This window comes from Candidatus Polarisedimenticolia bacterium, assembly GCA_036001465.1.
Lineage (GTDB): Bacteria > Acidobacteriota > Polarisedimenticolia > Gp22-AA2 > Gp22-AA2 > Gp22-AA3.
Window position 1 is genome coordinate 24,276 of record DASYUH010000109.1, and the last position, 16,274, is coordinate 40,549.

General features: G+C 68.1%; 16 protein-coding genes. 2 read left to right on the forward strand and 14 right to left on the reverse strand.

The window, feature by feature from the left end:
* Positions 1 to 185: 185 nt before the first annotated feature.
* From VGV60_18260 to cyaB, 11 genes are all read right to left on the reverse strand, one after another.
* Positions 186 to 1,337 carry an aminotransferase class V-fold PLP-dependent enzyme gene (locus VGV60_18260; protein HEV8703219.1) on the reverse strand — a complete coding sequence of 384 codons (1,152 nt, stop codon included), beginning with the start codon at positions 1,335 to 1,337 and terminating at the stop codon, positions 186 to 188.
* Positions 1,338 to 1,423: 86 nt separating this feature from the next.
* On the reverse strand, positions 1,424 to 2,284 hold the full coding sequence (locus VGV60_18265) for a cupin-like domain-containing protein (GenBank protein ID HEV8703220.1): 861 nt from the start codon (positions 2,282 to 2,284) through the stop codon (positions 1,424 to 1,426).
* 266 nt (positions 2,285 to 2,550) lie between these two features.
* On the reverse strand, positions 2,551 to 4,053 hold the full coding sequence (locus tag VGV60_18270) for an iron chelate uptake ABC transporter family permease subunit (protein ID HEV8703221.1): 1,503 nt from the start codon (positions 4,051 to 4,053) through the stop codon (positions 2,551 to 2,553).
* 4 nt (positions 4,054 to 4,057) lie between these two features.
* Positions 4,058 to 5,131 carry a metal ABC transporter substrate-binding protein gene (locus VGV60_18275; protein ID HEV8703222.1) on the reverse strand — a complete coding sequence of 358 codons (1,074 nt, stop codon included), beginning with the start codon at positions 5,129 to 5,131 and terminating at the stop codon, positions 4,058 to 4,060.
* Between the two features lie 8 nt (positions 5,132 to 5,139).
* Positions 5,140 to 6,537, reverse strand: a complete 1,398-nt coding sequence (locus tag VGV60_18280; GenBank protein ID HEV8703223.1) for a hypothetical protein — start codon at positions 6,535 to 6,537, stop codon at positions 5,140 to 5,142.
* Between the two features lie 104 nt (positions 6,538 to 6,641).
* Positions 6,642 to 6,929 carry a hypothetical protein gene (locus VGV60_18285; GenBank protein ID HEV8703224.1) on the reverse strand — a complete coding sequence of 96 codons (288 nt, stop codon included), beginning with the start codon at positions 6,927 to 6,929 and terminating at the stop codon, positions 6,642 to 6,644.
* A gap of 96 nt (positions 6,930 to 7,025) precedes the next feature.
* Complete coding sequence (locus VGV60_18290) at positions 7,026 to 7,841, reverse strand: ABC transporter ATP-binding protein (protein HEV8703225.1); 816 nt, start codon at positions 7,839 to 7,841, stop codon at positions 7,026 to 7,028.
* On the reverse strand, positions 7,834 to 8,850 hold the full coding sequence (locus tag VGV60_18295; protein ID HEV8703226.1) for an iron ABC transporter permease: 1,017 nt from the start codon (positions 8,848 to 8,850) through the stop codon (positions 7,834 to 7,836). The genes VGV60_18290 and VGV60_18295 overlap by 8 nt, the downstream gene beginning before the upstream one ends.
* A gap of 9 nt (positions 8,851 to 8,859) precedes the next feature.
* Complete coding sequence (locus VGV60_18300) at positions 8,860 to 9,942, reverse strand: phosphotransferase (protein ID HEV8703227.1); 1,083 nt, start codon at positions 9,940 to 9,942, stop codon at positions 8,860 to 8,862.
* Complete coding sequence (locus VGV60_18305; GenBank protein HEV8703228.1) at positions 9,921 to 11,006, reverse strand: NDP-sugar synthase; 1,086 nt, start codon at positions 11,004 to 11,006, stop codon at positions 9,921 to 9,923. The genes VGV60_18300 and VGV60_18305 overlap by 22 nt, the downstream gene beginning before the upstream one ends.
* A 190-nt stretch (positions 11,007 to 11,196) precedes the next feature.
* A complete protein-coding gene (cyaB, locus tag VGV60_18310; protein ID HEV8703229.1) occupies positions 11,197 to 11,754 on the reverse strand; it encodes a class IV adenylate cyclase in 558 nt (185 codons plus the stop codon).
* 29 nt (positions 11,755 to 11,783) lie between these two features.
* Here cyaB and VGV60_18315 point away from each other — a divergent pair, with 29 nt between their 5' ends.
* Entirely contained in the window at positions 11,784 to 12,068 is a 285-nt protein-coding gene (locus VGV60_18315; protein ID HEV8703230.1) for a hypothetical protein, read from the forward strand.
* Positions 12,069 to 12,253: 185 nt separating this feature from the next.
* The gene (locus VGV60_18320; protein ID HEV8703231.1) at positions 12,254 to 12,436 is read left to right on the forward strand and encodes a hypothetical protein; all 183 of its coding nucleotides are present in this window, start codon (positions 12,254 to 12,256) and stop codon (positions 12,434 to 12,436) included.
* A 321-nt stretch (positions 12,437 to 12,757) separates the two neighbouring features.
* On the opposite strand, the gene VGV60_18325 is transcribed toward VGV60_18320, so the two are convergent.
* The 3 genes from VGV60_18325 to ftsA are packed head-to-tail and all read right to left on the reverse strand — an operon-like array spanning position 12,758 to position 16,273.
* On the reverse strand, positions 12,758 to 13,723 hold the full coding sequence (locus VGV60_18325) for a diguanylate cyclase (protein HEV8703232.1): 966 nt from the start codon (positions 13,721 to 13,723) through the stop codon (positions 12,758 to 12,760).
* A 49-nt stretch (positions 13,724 to 13,772) separates the two neighbouring features.
* Positions 13,773 to 15,017 carry a cell division protein FtsZ gene (gene ftsZ, locus VGV60_18330; protein HEV8703233.1) on the reverse strand — a complete coding sequence of 415 codons (1,245 nt, stop codon included), beginning with the start codon at positions 15,015 to 15,017 and terminating at the stop codon, positions 13,773 to 13,775.
* A gap of 20 nt (positions 15,018 to 15,037) precedes the next feature.
* The gene (gene ftsA, locus VGV60_18335; protein ID HEV8703234.1) at positions 15,038 to 16,273 is read right to left on the reverse strand and encodes a cell division protein FtsA; all 1,236 of its coding nucleotides are present in this window, start codon (positions 16,271 to 16,273) and stop codon (positions 15,038 to 15,040) included.
* Between the last annotated feature and the right edge of the window lies 1 nt (position 16,274).

The following is a 16,274-nucleotide window of genomic DNA, read 5'->3' on the forward strand; positions in this document are numbered from 1 at the left end:
TCCCAGGAGGCTGCGGGGGGGCGATGAGGCGAGGTGTCGGAAGAAGATGCCTTCAACGGGGACGACCCTCCGGCGATGAGTGTCGATCCTGCCGAAACGCCCTCTATTCCTTGATGGCCGCAAGATACCCGACGTCTCAGCGAGAGTCAAACCAAGCTTCTCCATCCTCACTGCGGGGCGGGACTTCAAGTTCCCGTGGCGGCATCGAGGAGGGAGTCGATGTCGTCGCGGGTGTTGTAGATGTGCGGCGAGACGCGGATGAGGTTGTCCCGCAGGCTGACCAGCACGCCGCGGTCCCGCAGCCGGCGGTAGAGGGCACGCGTCTCCTCGGGGCACGGACCCTCCAGTGCCAGGATCCCCGACCGGCGCTCGGGGGTCAGGTCCGACGCGACCCGCAGCCGGGTCCTCTCGAGGTCCCGGATCAAAAGGTCTTGCAGACGCCTTGCGTGCACCTCCACGGCCCCGACACCGACGCGGGTCAGAAACGAGAGCGATGCGATGAAGCCGGCCAGGTTCAGGAACGACGCCGCCTCGGGCACGTCGAAGCGGCGGGCCCCGTCGCGGAAGCGGAGCGGGTAGCCGTCGATCTCGTTGAGGTTGCTCGATCCTTCGACGTTCATCCAGTTCACGTCCGCGACCCTGAGCCGGTCGAGGATCGCGGGATTGACGTAGGTGAAGCCCGTCCCGAAAGGGGCGAGAAGCCACTTGTCACCGCTCGTCGCCAGGATGTCGATCGGCAGGTCCGACACCTTGAAGTCCACTGCGCCCACGGACTGGGCGCCGTCCACCACCAGGAAGATGCCGCGCTCGCGGCAGGTCTCGCCCAGTATCTTCAAATCGGCGCGGTATCCCGAGGAGAAGGCGACGTGACTGATGCTGACGACTCTCGTGTTCCGTCCGATGGCCGCGATCAGGTCCCGCTCCCCGACGAAGCGACCGGACGCCGGGCGGACCTCGCGAACGGCGATGCCGTCCAGCGCGCGATTGAGCCAGGGGTAGACGTTGGCGGGGAACTCTCCGTGCGCCAGGACCACCTCGTCGCCCTCCTTCAGGGGAAGGCAGCGGGCCGCGAGATTCAGACCGTGCGAGGCGCCCGTGGCCAGGGCGATGCTCTCCGGGTCGCAGCCGATGAGACGCGCCACCACCTCGCGCGCCCGCCCCGGCAGGGACTCATAGAGGGAGCCGGCGATCTCCTCCGGGTGCTCCTTCAGCCTCAGGGCGCCCCGCACCGCGGCCGCGGTCTCGGCCGGGAAGGGCCCCTGCGCGGCGCAGTCCAGGTAGACCTTGCCGCCGAAATCGGAGAAATGTCGCTTCCAGGGCGTCGCGTCGTCCGGCAACGTGATTCTTCCCGCGCGCGGTATTTCAGGAGAGCCGGAATCATACATCGTCCGGCCCGCGGCGCGAAGACGGCGCCACGCCGGCCTCAATGCCGAAGCGCCGGCACGAGACGGCGGATCCTCTCGCCCCATTCCAGGAGGAGATGCCGGGGCGGACCCCAGAGTGTGCCCGGGGTGTTCCACCAGAAGTTGAGGGAGATCGAGGGCTCGAGGGCGCGCAGGTAGTGCCACCATGCGGCCGGGATGAACAGGATCTCCCCCGGACGCACGACGAGCTCCCGGAGCGAGGCCCGCAGGAACCTTGGATGCCGGACGGGATCGGGCCGCTCCGCCTCGACCGGGCTGAAGTGCAGGTTCGGCCCGAACGCCGCACAGGGGTAGTACACGAGGTCGGACTCCTCCGGCGGCACCAGGAGCACCTTCTTCGTCCCGAAGATCTGCACGAACAGGTTGTGCGTCGAGTCGAAGTGGAGGGTCGTCACAGCGCCCGCCGGACCGATCCAGAGCGACGGCTCGAGCCTCATCCGCCGCGCCAGCGCCCGCGGAACATAGGCCGGCACGGCCATGTATTCGTCCGGCTCGCGGATGTCGTCGCGCAGGCGCGGGACGGCCCGCAAGAGCGGGTACTGCGCCAGATAGTGGCTGCGCGATTCCGGTCCGCCGGCCCGCACGAGTTCGAGGAAATCGCCGAGACGCATCGGCCTGCGCCGGACGCTCCGCAGGTAGTCGGCCGGATCGTTGCGCGTCTCCTCGCGCTCCCAGACCTCGACCCGGACCTCCGTGTCCGGCAGGATCGCCTTGAGATGGCCGGGGTCCCAGCGCGCGATCGCCGGCCAGACTTCGGCGACCCCGGTGAGGATCGCCGGCCGCCGGCGCGACACGAACTCCCGGAAGAAAGCTCGCGGCGCGGGCCGGTGGATCCGCGGAACGGCGCTTCCCTGGGGCATGAAGCCGGGATTATAAGCCCGCTGCCCTATCTCCCGTTCATTTCCCCCACCCGACGTCGACTCCGGGGTTGGCGGTGTCGTGCCGCTCCCGGGAACGAGCAGTTTCTGTCACCCCGAGGAGAACGTCGCGGCTATCAACATCGATCTGAGCGCGGCGGATCTCGAAGACATCGAGCGGGCATGGCCGCGGGGCGCGTCAGCAGAGCAGGATAGGTGGTGGAGGCGGCGGGGGTCGAACCCGCGTCTGAATCATCTCTGCTGGACTATCACTCTCCGTGCCGCTGGCGCTTCCCGTCGCCAGACAAGGTGCGATCGAGCTTCTGGAGGAACGCCTGCCCCTCGGGAGAGTCGGGGTCGGAGGTGGGCGGGTCGGTCATCTTCGCCAGCCGGGCAAGGGTGCCAATGGCCTCGAGGCGGGTCACCTTGGCGTCGGCCTGGCGCGCCAGGTCGAAGAGGACCGGGATGGCGCCGGCGTCCCCGAGGCCGGCGACCGCCTGCGCGATCCGCAGCCGCACCCACTCGTCCTCATCCTTGTTCCTCAAGCCCTGAAGCAGCGCCGGCAGCGCGGAGCGATTCCCGAGACGGCCCAGGGCGGATGCGGCCTGTTCGCGCACGGCGGGGGACTGATCGTGCAGCGCTTCGATCATGTCGGGAAGAATGCGCGGGTCGGCGCTCGAGGCGATCTGTCTCACGGCGGCGACCCGCACGTTCTCGTGGGTGTCCTTGAGCGCCCGGCGCAAGGCGTCCATGCTGCCGCCGACCTCGTGCTCGGGCGCTGTGGAGCCTCCCGGGCCGGGCGATTCGGCGCCCGGGTCGAGGGATCCGGCGCCCACCCCCGCATCGGCGACCTCCTCGCCATGCGCCCCGGTGCCGGGCCGGAAGTGAACCAGGAGCCAGCCGGCTCCGATCGCCAGCGCCAGGCTGGCGGTGGCGACCGCGAGGGCGCGCGGGCGGCTGGGGGCGTGGCTGATCGCCCGGATCGTGCCTCCCAGCGCCAGGGCGATGGCGAAGCCGACCATGATCGTCGGCCCGGAGGGACGGTCGTACGAGAAGAACAGGCCGACGGCGCTGACGATCGTCGCCATGGTCCAGCCGGTGATCAGACGCGCCTTCAGGCCGTCGAAGAACATCACGGCGAAGACGGCGGGGGCGACCAGGTAGCAGAACACCAGGAGGACGCCCGCGATCTGCACCGACGACGTGATCACCACGCCGAACGACAGATAGAAGAAGAAGTCCCACAGACGCACCCGGATGCCGCGGGCGAAGGCCGCCTCGGGGTCCAGGGAGATCAGCAGGAATCTCTTGCGACACACCATGTGGAATAGGCCGATCAGGGAATAGAGCACCGCCGTCTTGATGATCTGATGGGGCGTCACCCAGACGATGCTCCCGGCCAGGAGATCGTGCAGGTGCTCGGCGCCGTGCGGCGAGATGTCGGCCAGGAGAATGGCGGCCGCCGAGGCGGTGGCGTACGTCAGGCCGATCACCGCCTCCTGCGGGACCCGCTCGTGCCGGGCGCGGGTCAGGGCGAAGATGATCGCCGCCAGGATCGCGAAGCCGAGCGAGATGTAGTACGCGCCCTCGGAGCGCGGGTCGTGGCCCAGAAGGAAGGCCACGGTCGCTCCGAGGGCGGCGATCTGCGCCAGGGCGATGTCCACGAAGATCACCTTGCGGCTGATCACGTGGATGCCGAGATAGACGTGGATCCCGGTCAGGATCAGGCAGGCCAGGAAAGGAAGGAACAGGACCTGGAGCTGCTGCGCCACCGGTTTACCTCCCCGCGGCCGCCTGGCCGCCGCTCAGAGCCCGCACGATCTGATCGGTGGCGTAGTCGAACAGCCGGAAAAAGTCGGTCGCCTCGGGGGCGCCGCCGACCTCGATCGGCAGCGTGAGGATCTTGACCTTGGTCCTCTCCGCCAGATAGTCGGTGGAGCGGTGCTCGACGTACGGGCGCGTCAGGATCACCGAGACGTCCCCCTGCTTGAGACGCGTCAGGAGCTCCTCCAGGTGCTTGGCGGACGGGGAAATCCCCGGTTTCGGCTCGACGAAATCGATGACGCGGATGCCGAAGCGCTCGGCGAAGTACGAGTAATCCTTGTGGTAGGTCACGACCGCCTTCCCCTTCACCGCCTGCATCTTGCCCAGCCAGCCGCCCAGGTGCGCGCGCAGGGGGGAGCCCCCGACCGAGGTGCCGTCCAGGAAGACGTCGAGCGTCCCGGCGAACGCCTCGCGCGACAGCTTGGCGCCGCCGGCCAGGTCCACCAGGTCCTTGCCGAAGAGCGCCTCGTGGAGACGGCGGACGAAGGCGCGGCGCCCGTCCTCATAGGCCTGCGCCCCCGCGGGATCGAACCGCTTCAACGCCTCGGCGATAGTCCCGGCGACGATCTCGGCGTTGAGGGGATCGGTCAGGTAGTGCGGGTTGCCGTAAGGGTGCACGTCCCCCTCGGTGCGGCTGAGGCTCAGGGGAACCTCGACCACCCGGATGCCGGTGGAGCAGTCGATGTAGCCCGCCCCACCGGGCATGAGGCGCGCGGTGCGCGCTCCCTGGGTCAGGGGCGGGACCCAGCCGATCTCCAGGTCGAGGCCGTTCACCAGGAGCAGGTCGGCCTTGCGCAACTTGACGATGTAGGACGGCTTCGGATCGACGAAGTGGGCGTCCTGCGAGCCGCTGGCGATCACGGTCAGGTCGATTCTGTCGCCGGCGATGGCGGAGGCGATCGATCCGAAGTTCGGGAGCGCCGACACCACCTTGACGTGCCCTTCGGCGGCGCTCGCGGGGTCGGAAAGCAGCAGGGCTGGAACGGCCCAAAGCAGCGGCAGCACAGCGCGGGAATGGAGTCTCATGGCGTTCCTCAGTATTTGTGGGCGCCGTGAGCGCCGATGACCGGGATCCACTGGAAGAAGAGCTGGCTGTCGTCTCGTTCGCCGTCGAACCGCAGCGCCGCGTCGTCGTTGCGGCTCGTCCGCTTGTACTGCAGCCGGATCTCCTGGAACTCCGACGGCAGGAACCGGACGATCCCCGAGATCGCCCGCTCGCGCGCCCGGTCATCGTCGGGAAAGCCGGACCAGTCGTAGCGCGTCCCCACGCGCCAGCGCTTGGCGAACTGCCATTCGACATGGCTGTAACCTCCGGAGGCCTCGATCACCTGAGCGTCGAGGAAGGGGGTCGTGAGAGGGTCCATGAGGACGTCCAGGTGGCGGCGGCTCTCGAGCGCCTCCGTCTGCCACAGGAAGGATTTGTAGACGTTCATCCGGACCGGCTTCCATTTGTACGTCAGGTCGACGCCGTTGACCGCCGACTGGAGCTCGCCCCGCGGCCCGAGGCCGGCGCAGCCGCCGCCGCAGTCGTCGATCGCCTGAAGCAGCGCCTCGGACGCCCCGGCCCGGCCGCGCGCCGCCGTCAGGCCGAGCTCCAGCGTGCTGTTCGGTCCGGTGTTGAAGAACCACGCGAGGTGCTCGAGGAACGTCAGGTTGCGACGGTCGTTGTTGAAGGAGGTCCCTTCGAGTGCCGAGCCGACCTCGGTGAACAGGTCGATGTACTGGTCCCACGGGTTCGGGATCAGGACGCTCAGGGAGAGCCCGTCGGTCGCGAGGCTCTCCTCTCCGAAGAAGTTGACCAGCGCGTTCGGCCGGTCGACCGAGAAGAACGCGTGCGTGTGCAGGCCGTTCCATTTCCCGAAGGCGTTCTTGAAGCGGCCCCCCTTGAGCTGCAGCGGCCCCGGGAGGGCCAGCGTGCTGATGAACCCCTCTTCGACCTCGGGGGTCTCGCCGGACGGGAAGGACAGGAAGAGGTCGACCCGCGTGAACGGATCGACGGCCGACTGGAGCGCGATCTCCGCCTCGCTCATGTCGAACCCGTTCGCGTCGCTCTCGCGCTTGAGTGACGTCGTCCCGGACGCGAGAAGAATGGCGCTCATCGCCGGGTTGAGCAGGCTCTGCACGCGCGTCGGCGCGTTGCCGCCGGCGCCGGGGAGGGCGGGGGTTGGCTGCGCCGGCGCGGGAGGCACCGGCTGCGCCTCTGCCGATGGCGCCAGGGCCGGCGGTACCGGGGCCGATGGCGCAGCAGCGGGCCCCTGATCCGGAAGGATCCCGGCCCGCAGCTGGTCGCGCAAGGTCTGGATCTGCCTCTTCAACTCATCGATCTCACGCCTCAGCTCCGCCACGTCCTCGGCCGTGGGCGGGGCCGGCTCGGCATGAAGCGCCGGCCCGAGCAAGATCATCACCGCCAGAATGGACACTCTGGATCTCATGGATCCTCCGACAATTCAAGGTCACGGAACGCCCGTGCGGTCTGCCCATCCAGCCGGGGCCTGTGGTGCCGGATCAGGGAAGGGAAGACCGCGCCGCCAGCGAATCAGACACCTGGACTTCCCGGCGGGGCACGGAGCGGACGGAGATAGGGAGCGGAGCTTCGGAGCGATCCGGACGTTGACAGGACGGCGATCCGGGAGGGCTCGATCACCGGGGACGTGAGGTCCCCGGACATCTGGGCCACCCCCGGGGAATTGAGGGCCTTGCAGGTGGAGCAGTCGCGCTGCGGCCCGCTGTGCGGGGCCGCGGCGTGCAGCATCGACAGGGCGAGGAGCGCCAGGAGGACTGCCGCGCACCACCGGGTCCAGCCGAGCCGCATCGTTGGCCGCATCACGGTTCCCTATTCAGCGGGGTTGAAATCGTACCCGACGCCGGGGCAGGTGTCAAAGAGCCCGACGAGATCCTCACCCGCCTCCCGTCCACGGCCTCAGCCGAGCGGGGCGATCGGGACCACGTACGGCGCTCCCGTCGCGGCGTCGCGCTCGACCCGGGCGTCGGTCTCGTACACCTCGCGGATCCGCGCCGCGGTGAGGACCGAGGCCGGCGGGCCGTCCGCGGCCACCCGGCCCTTGTGCAAGAGGACCAGGCGCGAGCCGTGGCGCGCGGCCAGGTTGAGATCGTGGCTGGTCGCGACGACGGTCAGTCCCCGATCGCGATTCAGCCGGGTCAGGATGGCGTAGATCTGCAGGCGATGCTTCAGGTCGAGGAAGGCGGTCGGCTCGTCCATCAGAACGATGCGCGGCTCCTGAGCCAGGGCGCGCGCGATCAGGGCCCTTTGCCTTTCTCCGCTGCTCAGCTCGTGGAGGTGCCGGTCCTCCTGGCCGGCGAGGTCCATCTCGGCAAGAGCGGCGCGGGCCGCGGCGAAGTCCTCCGGGCGCTCCATCCCGAAGCGCCCCAGGCGCGGGGCGCGCCCCATGAGCGCGATTTCGAGGACGCTGAAATTGAACAGGACGCGGGCCTCCTGGAAGACGACGGCGACCTGACGGGCGCGCTCGGAGGGGGCGATGGCCCTTATCGGCCGGCCGGCGAGCCGCACCTCGCCGCCGGCGGGCTCGACGACGCCCGCCAGAAGGTGCAGGAGCGTGGTCTTCCCCGAGCCATTCGGGCCGATCATCCCGAGGAATTCGCCCGGCGCCACGGCCAGCGACAGGTCCTCGAACAGCGCGGCCGCCGCGCCGTGATGGCGGAAGCGGACGCCGTGGACGGAGAGGATCGGGACGACCGTTCCCCGCGGGTCACTCAAAGTAGCCCCCTCCGCCCTGGCGGCGATAGAGCCACAGGAAAAATGGCCCGCCGCACAGCGCCGTGATGACGCCGACCGGGATCTCGGTGGGGGCCATCACCGTGCGGGCCGCCGTGTCGGCCGCCATCAGGAAGATGGCGCCGGTCAGGGCGGAGGCCGGAACGAGCAGCCGGTGATCCGGCCCGAAGACCAGGCGGGCGGCGTGCGGCACCATCAGCCCGACGAAGCCGATCGGCCCGGCGACCGAGACGACCGCAGCGGTGACCAGCGACGCGAGGAGGACGGTCACGAGGCGCGTCCGCTCGACGGTCACGCCGAGCGACCGTGCGGCGTCCTCGCCGGCGGATAACAGGTTGAGATCGCGTCCGGTGAGCGACAGGCAGGCGATTCCCGCGACCATGAGGACCGACAGGCCGGCGATGAGTCCGTACCCCTCGATCGGGATGCTGCCGATCATCCACAGCCTGACCCCGTGCAGGCGGGTGAAATCGACCACCGTCTCGATGAGGAGAATGACCGCCAGGTAGACGGTGTTCATGATGACGCCAATCAAAAGCATCGGATAGGAGAGGAGCCGGCCTCCCGCGCTCGACAGAAGAAACAGGGACCCGACCGTGGCGGAGGCCCCGAGGAACGCCGCCGCCTCGCGCACCGGCAGGGCCGGCGCGAGCGCCTGCAGGCCGACCGCGGTGGCCAGGAAGGCGCCGAGCGCCGCCCCCCCCGAGACCCCGAGGATGTACGGATCGGCGAGGGGATTGCGCAGGACCGCCTGGAACACGGCCCCCGAGGCGCCGAGCGCCGCGCCGGCGAGGGCCGCCATCAGGATGCGCGGCATCCGGATGCGCAGGATGGTCGCCGCCGCCGTGTCGATGTCGGGGGCCTGACGGAAGAGCTCCAGCAGGGTGTGATGGCTGCTCCCGATGCTGGCGCAGACCGCCACGCAGACGGCGAAGCCGGCCGAGAGCAGGCCGATGGAGACCCAGAGACGCCGGGAAGTCAGCGGCGGCATGGGGCCAGTTTAGCCTACCCGTTCGAACGACAGGACGTAGCGGTCGAGGGCCGGCATGAAGAGGTCGTAGCGCCGGCCGGCGAACAGCGTGCGCCTGATGAACCGGAGGGTGCGCGGCACGTAGTCGAGGTATTCGGGACGGCCGCGGACGGTGGCCATGTACCCGAAGGTGCCGAGGTCCTTGAGGTTCCGCTGCAGGGCCATCAGGTCGAAGTCGCGCCGGAACTCGTCGTCCGGTATGTCGAGTCTCATGCAGAGACGGTCGATCATCTCATCGATGAGACGTTCCTCGAGATCGAGAGACGAATCGCGCAGGAGAGATGCCGCGTCGTAGGTGTACGGCCCCATCCGCGCGTCCTGAAAGTCGACGAGACCGAGACGGCCTCGCCGCACCAGGAGATTTCGCGACTGAAAGTCGCGGTGGCAGTAAACGCGCGGCAACTCGTCGCACCGAAGGGCCAGGTCGGAATAAAAGGCCCGCAGGACCGCCTCGTCCCCCTCCGGTGGGGCCAATTTCCTGAGCCCCTTGATGAAATGTCGGTGGAAGTGGTCGAGCTCGAACAGGAAGCGGTCGCAATCGAGGGCGGAGGAGGCGGCGAAGTCATCCGGACGGAGGGCTGCCTCCCCCTTCTTGTGAAAAAGAACAATCAGGTCGCATGCCTGCCTGTAGAGCGGCAAGGCCGGCCGCCAGCCACGCGCCCGCCCGACACCCGGCCCCGCGCCACTCTTGCGTCGCCCGCCCGGACGCTTGCCGAGCAGATGGGCTTGAAGGGTCGCGTCCCCGAGGTCCTCGACCAGGACGAGACCGGCTTCCGGATCGGACGCCAGGATGCGTGGGACAGGCGCCCCGATCGATTTCAGGACCCGGTGGTTGCTGAACAGGGGTGAGCCAGGGATGAGCGGTTCCGGATGAACCATCAGGACGGCCGTCTTTCGTCCGCGGGTGACGCGATAAAACCTTCTGGTCGAAGCGTCTCCGGCGATCTCCGCGATCCTGAAGCCGGATCCGACCGATCGCTCGAGGAGTGCCGTGACTGGGGGGGTGATCAGACTCCCCTTGGGGAGCCGGCTCACAGATTGAGGGTCCAGCACTGGCCCAGGCGCTCGAGTTTCTGCCTGTTCTTGTGCCGGCCGTCGGCGCGCAGGAAGATCTTGCCCGTAAGGCTCACGCCGGGAGGGACGAAGACGCCGGAGGTGACGATGCACTCCGACAGGTTGGAGCCGTCTCCGATCCGGGCCCCGTCCCAGACGAGGGTCGAGCGCAGGGAGCATCCCTTGCCAAGTGTCGTCTGGCGGCCGAGGACGACCCCACCCTGGAGCGCGCACCGGGCGCCGATCGTCGATCCCCTGCCGATGAAGACCGGGGGCTCGAGCGCCAGGTCGGCCGGCACGGAGACGCGATCGAGGTAAATGCCGTCCAGCGCCCTGAGCGGCACGATGGAGGGGTCTCTCCCCGCCTTCAGGACGGCGAGGGCGCTCTCGAGGTACAGCCGCGGGTTCCCCAGCTCCTTCCAGAATCCCGTGTGGACGAATCCCCGGATCGCCTTGTCCGCGGCGAGGAGAGGGGGATAGACATCCCGGTTGATGTCGCACTTCCCGGCCGGGATGGCGTCGAAGATGTCCGGCTCGAAGACATGAATGCCGGAAAAGAAATAGCGCCCCTCCCCGGGGGCCGCGGTACCGGGGGGCTTGCCGGCGATCCGGACGATCCGGTCCCGGTCGTCCATCTCGACGGCGCTGTATCCCGCCTTCGGATCGAATGGAGTCATGACCATGGTCGCCAGGGCGCCGCATTCGCGGTGCTTCTTCAGGGCGGCGGTCAGGTCGCAGTCGCTGAGACTGTCGCTGTTGACCATGAAGAAGGTGCCCGACCCGCGCAGGAGCGGCTCGGCCTTCTTCAGGCCTCCGGCGGTGCCGAGAATGATCGGCTCTTCGGAGTAATGGACCCTGATCCCGAGCTTGCTGCCGTCACCGACGATCCCCCTGATCGACTCGGGCTCGTAATGCAGGTTGATCACGGCCTCCTTCACCCCATGCCTGGCCAAGTGCTCGAGGGTGTGCGCGATGATCGGACGGTTGAGCAAGGGGAGGGAAGGCTTGGCGCGGTCCTCGGTCAGAGGCCACATCCTCTCGCCGAGCCCTGCAGCCAATACCATCGCTTTCATTATGTGATTAAACCATAAGTCGGCGGCGCGACATCGGCTGAAGGCCGCGCCGGACAGGCCTGTGGAAAAAATGGACCGTGAGAATCGGGCTGATCAGGGGCGTTGTTTTCATGTCGGTAAACCAAAAAATCCTTCGATCGGGATGGTCTATGGGGTCTGAACATATCTCTGATCGTCCTGATCAAGGTGCATCGAAGAGCATGTCCTTCAAGGGAAGCCCGCGCAGCTTGAGGTGATCCTGGTACAGGGTCAGGTAGCTCTTGGCGATGTAATCGGTCGGCTTGTACCCTAGCCTGCCGGCGACCTCGTCGATCAGGGGCTTGGGCCCCTCGAGCTCGAGGTAGTTTCCGACCGGCGTCTCGTCCACCGTGATGATGAGATCCGAGTACTCGTACGCCGCGCGATATTTCTGATAGCGGAACAGGGGACGCATCCCGAGCTTCGCGAGAATGGCGACCATCGTCTCTCCCGAGGAGACCGTGACCTCCATCTCGTCCCTCACCTTCGCCCCCCCCTCGACACGCGGAGCTTCCTTGTAGGTGAGCAGCGACCCCCGGTCCTGGATCCGCACGCGCAGGAGCGTCTGGTTCATCTTCAGGGAGAAATCGGGGAAGTCGTAGAGCTGGTTGTCCTCGAACTCGCGGGGATGGACCAGGCGGGCGCCGATCTGCTGGAGACGGGCCGGCACCTTCTCCAGGTCCTCCACTTTCAGCTTGACCTCGACTTCGGTCTTCTTCATAAGCGCCGTTAACTTATCATAGTGCCGTCATGGGGAAGACGACGAAGGCGACCCTGGTGTTTCTCGTCCTGTTCATCGGGACGGTCGTCTACCTCAGCACCCGCATCGCCACCCTCGAATGCAAGGTCTGCGTCACCTACCGCGGCGAGACGATCTGCCGCACGGCCGCCTCGGGCACCGAGAAGGGGGCGATCGAGAGCGCCGTCACCAGCGCCTGCAACGGCCTCGCCTCCGGCATGACCGAGTCGATCCGGTGCGAGAACACCAAGCCGGACAGCGTCAGCTGCAAGGGAACCACCCACCGCGAACGATAGTCCCGGCTGAGCGACCGGTCCAGGCGACCCCATGAAGGTGCGGCGAATGCCTGGGTGTCCGTGCGGGCGTATGTCCCGGCGCAATTGAAGGAATTCCCCAATGGTTCCGAGGCGAATTGCGGCGCACACTTCCCGCGGTACCTGATCAGGTCACTGTGGACGATTCAACCTGGAGGATCCAGATCATGGAAGATCTCAGGCTCGACATCGAGCAGCTGGAAGAGCGAATCGCCCCTGACATGGCACCCGGGCTTCTCGGTTACGAAGGCCAGCCCGGAAACCAGGGCGACGGTGGGTCGAACGGCAATCCGTCGGGCAGCGCGAACCCCGAAGTGCCCGCCGGCGCCACCCCCCAGCCCAATCCGTAATCCCGGGCCGGGCCCAGTCGCGTAAAAACCGCGGGGGGGCGCGCCGTCACGCCGCCTTGGACGCGCGCCCTCCCGCGGGGACTTCGAATTCACCATGAGCGATGCTCACGCACGGCTGCGAAGAGATCTCGTATGGAGCAGGCAGCGATGCATCCTCCGCCTGCTCGAGACCACCGACGACCCGTAGGAAATCCGCGAGCACGTGGAAGGGAACCCTCGCGCCGCCGTTTCTCCCGAGATAGTGAGGCGTTTCATCGAGAAGGCCCGGTGGCTGGGCGGCCGGGCTAGGCGCCGCCAGGACTGGGTGTGGATCGGCCGAGGTCAGCGCGCGACGGCCAGTGAGTGCTGGTCGAGATGGGTGCGGTTGCGGCCGGAGCCCTTGGCGCGGTACAGGGCGTCGTCGGCGGCCTTGACCAGGTCCTCGGGGCGCTGGATCCGGTCGTTGAGGGGATAGGTGGCCACACCGGCCGAGACGGTGACGCGGATGACCGGGCCGGGGTCGTCCGATCCGCGGAAGCGGAAGCCTTCGGTGACGCGGCGGATGCGCTCGGCGAGGCGCTGGCCGTGCACGGCGGTGGTCTGGGGCAGGAGCGCCGCGAACTCCTCGCCGCCGTAACGGGCGATCAGGTCGGTCTCGCGCGCGGAGCGGACCATGATCTCGCCGAACTCCCGCAGCACCCGGTCGCCTGCCGGGTGGCCGTGGCGGTCGTTCACGGACTTGAAGTAGTCGATGTCGAACATGGCCAGCGTCAGACGGTTGCCATAGCGCCGGGCGCGCTTGAACTCCTCGTTCAGCCGCTCCATGAAGAACCGGAAGTTGTACAGCCCGGTCTTGTCGTCGAACTGGATGAGGCGGGACATCCGTTCGTTGGCCCGCAGCAGCTCCTTGTTGGCCATCTCCAGGGCGCGGAAGACCTCGCGCTTCTTGAGCATGGTGCGGACGCGGGTCTCGACCTCCTCGTACTGGAACGGCTTCATGATCAGATCGTCGGCGCCGCTGTCCTCGAAGATGGCGGCGCGGCGCGTGTCCTCGCGGCCGGTGAGGACGATGACCGGGACGGTGGGATCGTTCTTCTTCAGCTCGCGTGTGACGACCAGGCCGTCCACCTCGGGCATCACCTTGTCCACCATGACGAGATCGGGATGGTCGTTCCGGGCGATGGCGAGGGTCTCGCGGCCGTCCCGGGCGCAGCGCACGTAGTAGTCCTGCGACGACAGCCATTCGCGCAGGAGGCCCAAATTGTCCTCGCGATCGTCGGCGATCAGGATCTTGTAGTGATTGGGCATGCGCCCTCGGACATCCGGTCGTCAGGCCGGGTGCGCGGACAGCCTAATCCTACTGTTTCCTCAGGAACGTGGGAACGTCCAACTCGTCCTGCAGGGACGCGTACCCCAGATTGACGTTGGCCTCGGCCTGGCGCGCGGTCGCCGTGCTCGCGGTCGGGGTCCCGGCCGGCATGGCGGAGGCGCGCCTCAGGAACGTCGGAGAATCGAGATCGCGCACGACGCGTCCCTGCGGCGCGACGGCATCGACCGTGGCCGCCGGGCGGCCGTAGCCGCGCTGGACCGGCGTGGCCGCGACGGCCACCGCCTCATCGCGGTTGAAGCCGGTGGCGATGACGGTGATCTTGACCTCATCGGTCATCGCCTTGTCGATCACGGTGCCGAAGATGATGTTCGCCTCGGGATCGGCGGTGCGCTGCACCAGGCTCGAGGCCTCGGCCACCTCGTGCAGGGTCATGTCGGTGCCGCCGGTGATGTTGATCAGGATGCCGCGGGCGCCGTCGATCGTGGCGTCCTCGAGCAGGGGGGAGGTGATAGCGCGCTGCGCCGCCTCGATGGCGCGGTTCGGGCCGGAGGAGACGCCGGTCCCCATCAGGGCCATCCCCATGCCGCTCATGATGGTCTTGACGTCGGCGAAGTCCAGGTTGATCTCGCCGGGGATGGTGATCAGGTCGGAGATCCCCTGCACCGCCTGGCGCAGGACGTCGTCGGCGAACAGGAAGGCGGCGCCGAGCGGCATCGCCTTGTCGACCGAGTTCAGGAGCTTCTCGTTCGGGATGCAGATGACGGTGTCGACCGCCTCCTGCAGCTCGGTGAGGCCGTTTTCGGCCTGCTCGCGGCGCTTCTTCCCTTCGAAGCCGAACGGCTTGGTGACGACGGCGACGACCAGGGCGCCGAGCTCGGACGCCAGGCTGGCGATGATCGGCACGGCCCCCGTGCCGGTCCCGCCGCCCAGGCCGGAGGTGATGAACACCATGTCCGCCCCCTGCAGCGCCTCGATGATCTTCTCGGAGTCCTCGAGGGCCGCCTGCCGGCCGATGTCGGGGTTGCTGCCGGCCCCCAGCCCCTTGGTCAGCTTGGCGCCGATCTGGATCTTCAGAGGCGCGCGCGACCCCTTCAGCGCCTGGCAGTCGGTGTTGGCCACCATGAACTCCACCCCCTGCAGGTTGGTGGAGATCATGCGGTTGACGGCGTTGCTGCCGCCTCCGCCGACGCCGATCACCTTGATGTTGGCTCCGACCGCCTTGTTCTCGTCGAAGGAGAGCCGCAATGCGCCTCTCTGTTCCTTGTCGTCCATCAGGATCATGTGACCCTCCCTTAAAAGAGTTCGCTCAACCAGCCCTTCACCATGTCTCCCATCCGCGACAGGACGAACGGGTGCGGCATCTTCATCGGCGCCTTCAGGCGCTGGCGCGCCCCGTACATCGCCAGGCCGACCACCGTGCTGTGCTGCGGCGTCGCGACCGCCTCGGCGAGGCCCCCCAGGCCCACCGGGGCGCCGCGGCGCACCGGCATGTTCAGCGTGCGCTCGGCGACTTCCTGGATCCCCTCGAGCATCGAGCCGCCGCCCGTGAGGACGATGCCCGCGTGCAGCGACCGGTCGAAGGCGCTGCGCGCGAACTCCTCGGCGATGAGCGCGAAGATCTCCTCCACCCGCGGCTGGATGATCTCGCAGAGAAGCGTGCGCGACAGGACGCGGGGCTTGCGCCCGCCCACGGTCGGCACCTCCACCGTGTCCTCCTCGCCCACCAGGGACGCCAGGGCGCAGCCGTGCTTCTTCTTGATGCGCTCGGCCTCCGGGATCGGCGTGCGCAGGCCGACGGCGATGTCGTTGGTGACGTGCTCGCCGCCGGTCGGCAGGGCGGCGATGTGGCGGATGGCGCCGCGCTCGAAGATCACGAGGTCGGTTGTGCCGGCGCCGATGTCGATGAGCGCCACGCCCATCTCCTTCTCGTCGGGGGTCAGGACGGCGTCGGCGGCGGCGAGCTGCTCCAGGACGATCTCCTCCACCTCCACGCCGGCGCGGTTGACGCTGTTGACCAGGTTCTGCGCCGCCGCGACCGAGGCCGTGACGATGTGCACGTTGGCCTGCAGCTTGGTGCCGGTCATGCCGGCCGGATCGTGGATGCCATCCTGGTCGTCGACCATGAACTCCTGCGGCAGGACGTGGAAGATCTCGCGCTCCGGCGGGATGTTCACGGCGCGGGCCGAGGCCAGGACGCGGTCGACGTCGTCGCGCGTCACCTCGCGATCGCGCCCCGGAATCGAGATGACGCCGCGGCTGTTCAGGCCGCGCACGTGCGCGCCGGCGACGCCGACGAAGGCGCGATCGGCGGTGCAGCCGGCCACCAGCTCGGCCTCCTCGACCGCCTGCTTGATCGAGCCGACGCAGGAATCCAGGTTGACCACGACCCCCTTGCGCATGCCTCGGGAGGGGGCGGACCCGAGCCCGATGATGTCGATCGCCCCACCCTCCCGGGGCTCGGCGATCAGGACGCTTACCTTGGTGGTGCCGATGTCCAGTCCCACGATGTGGGTGCCGGGTCGTGCCATG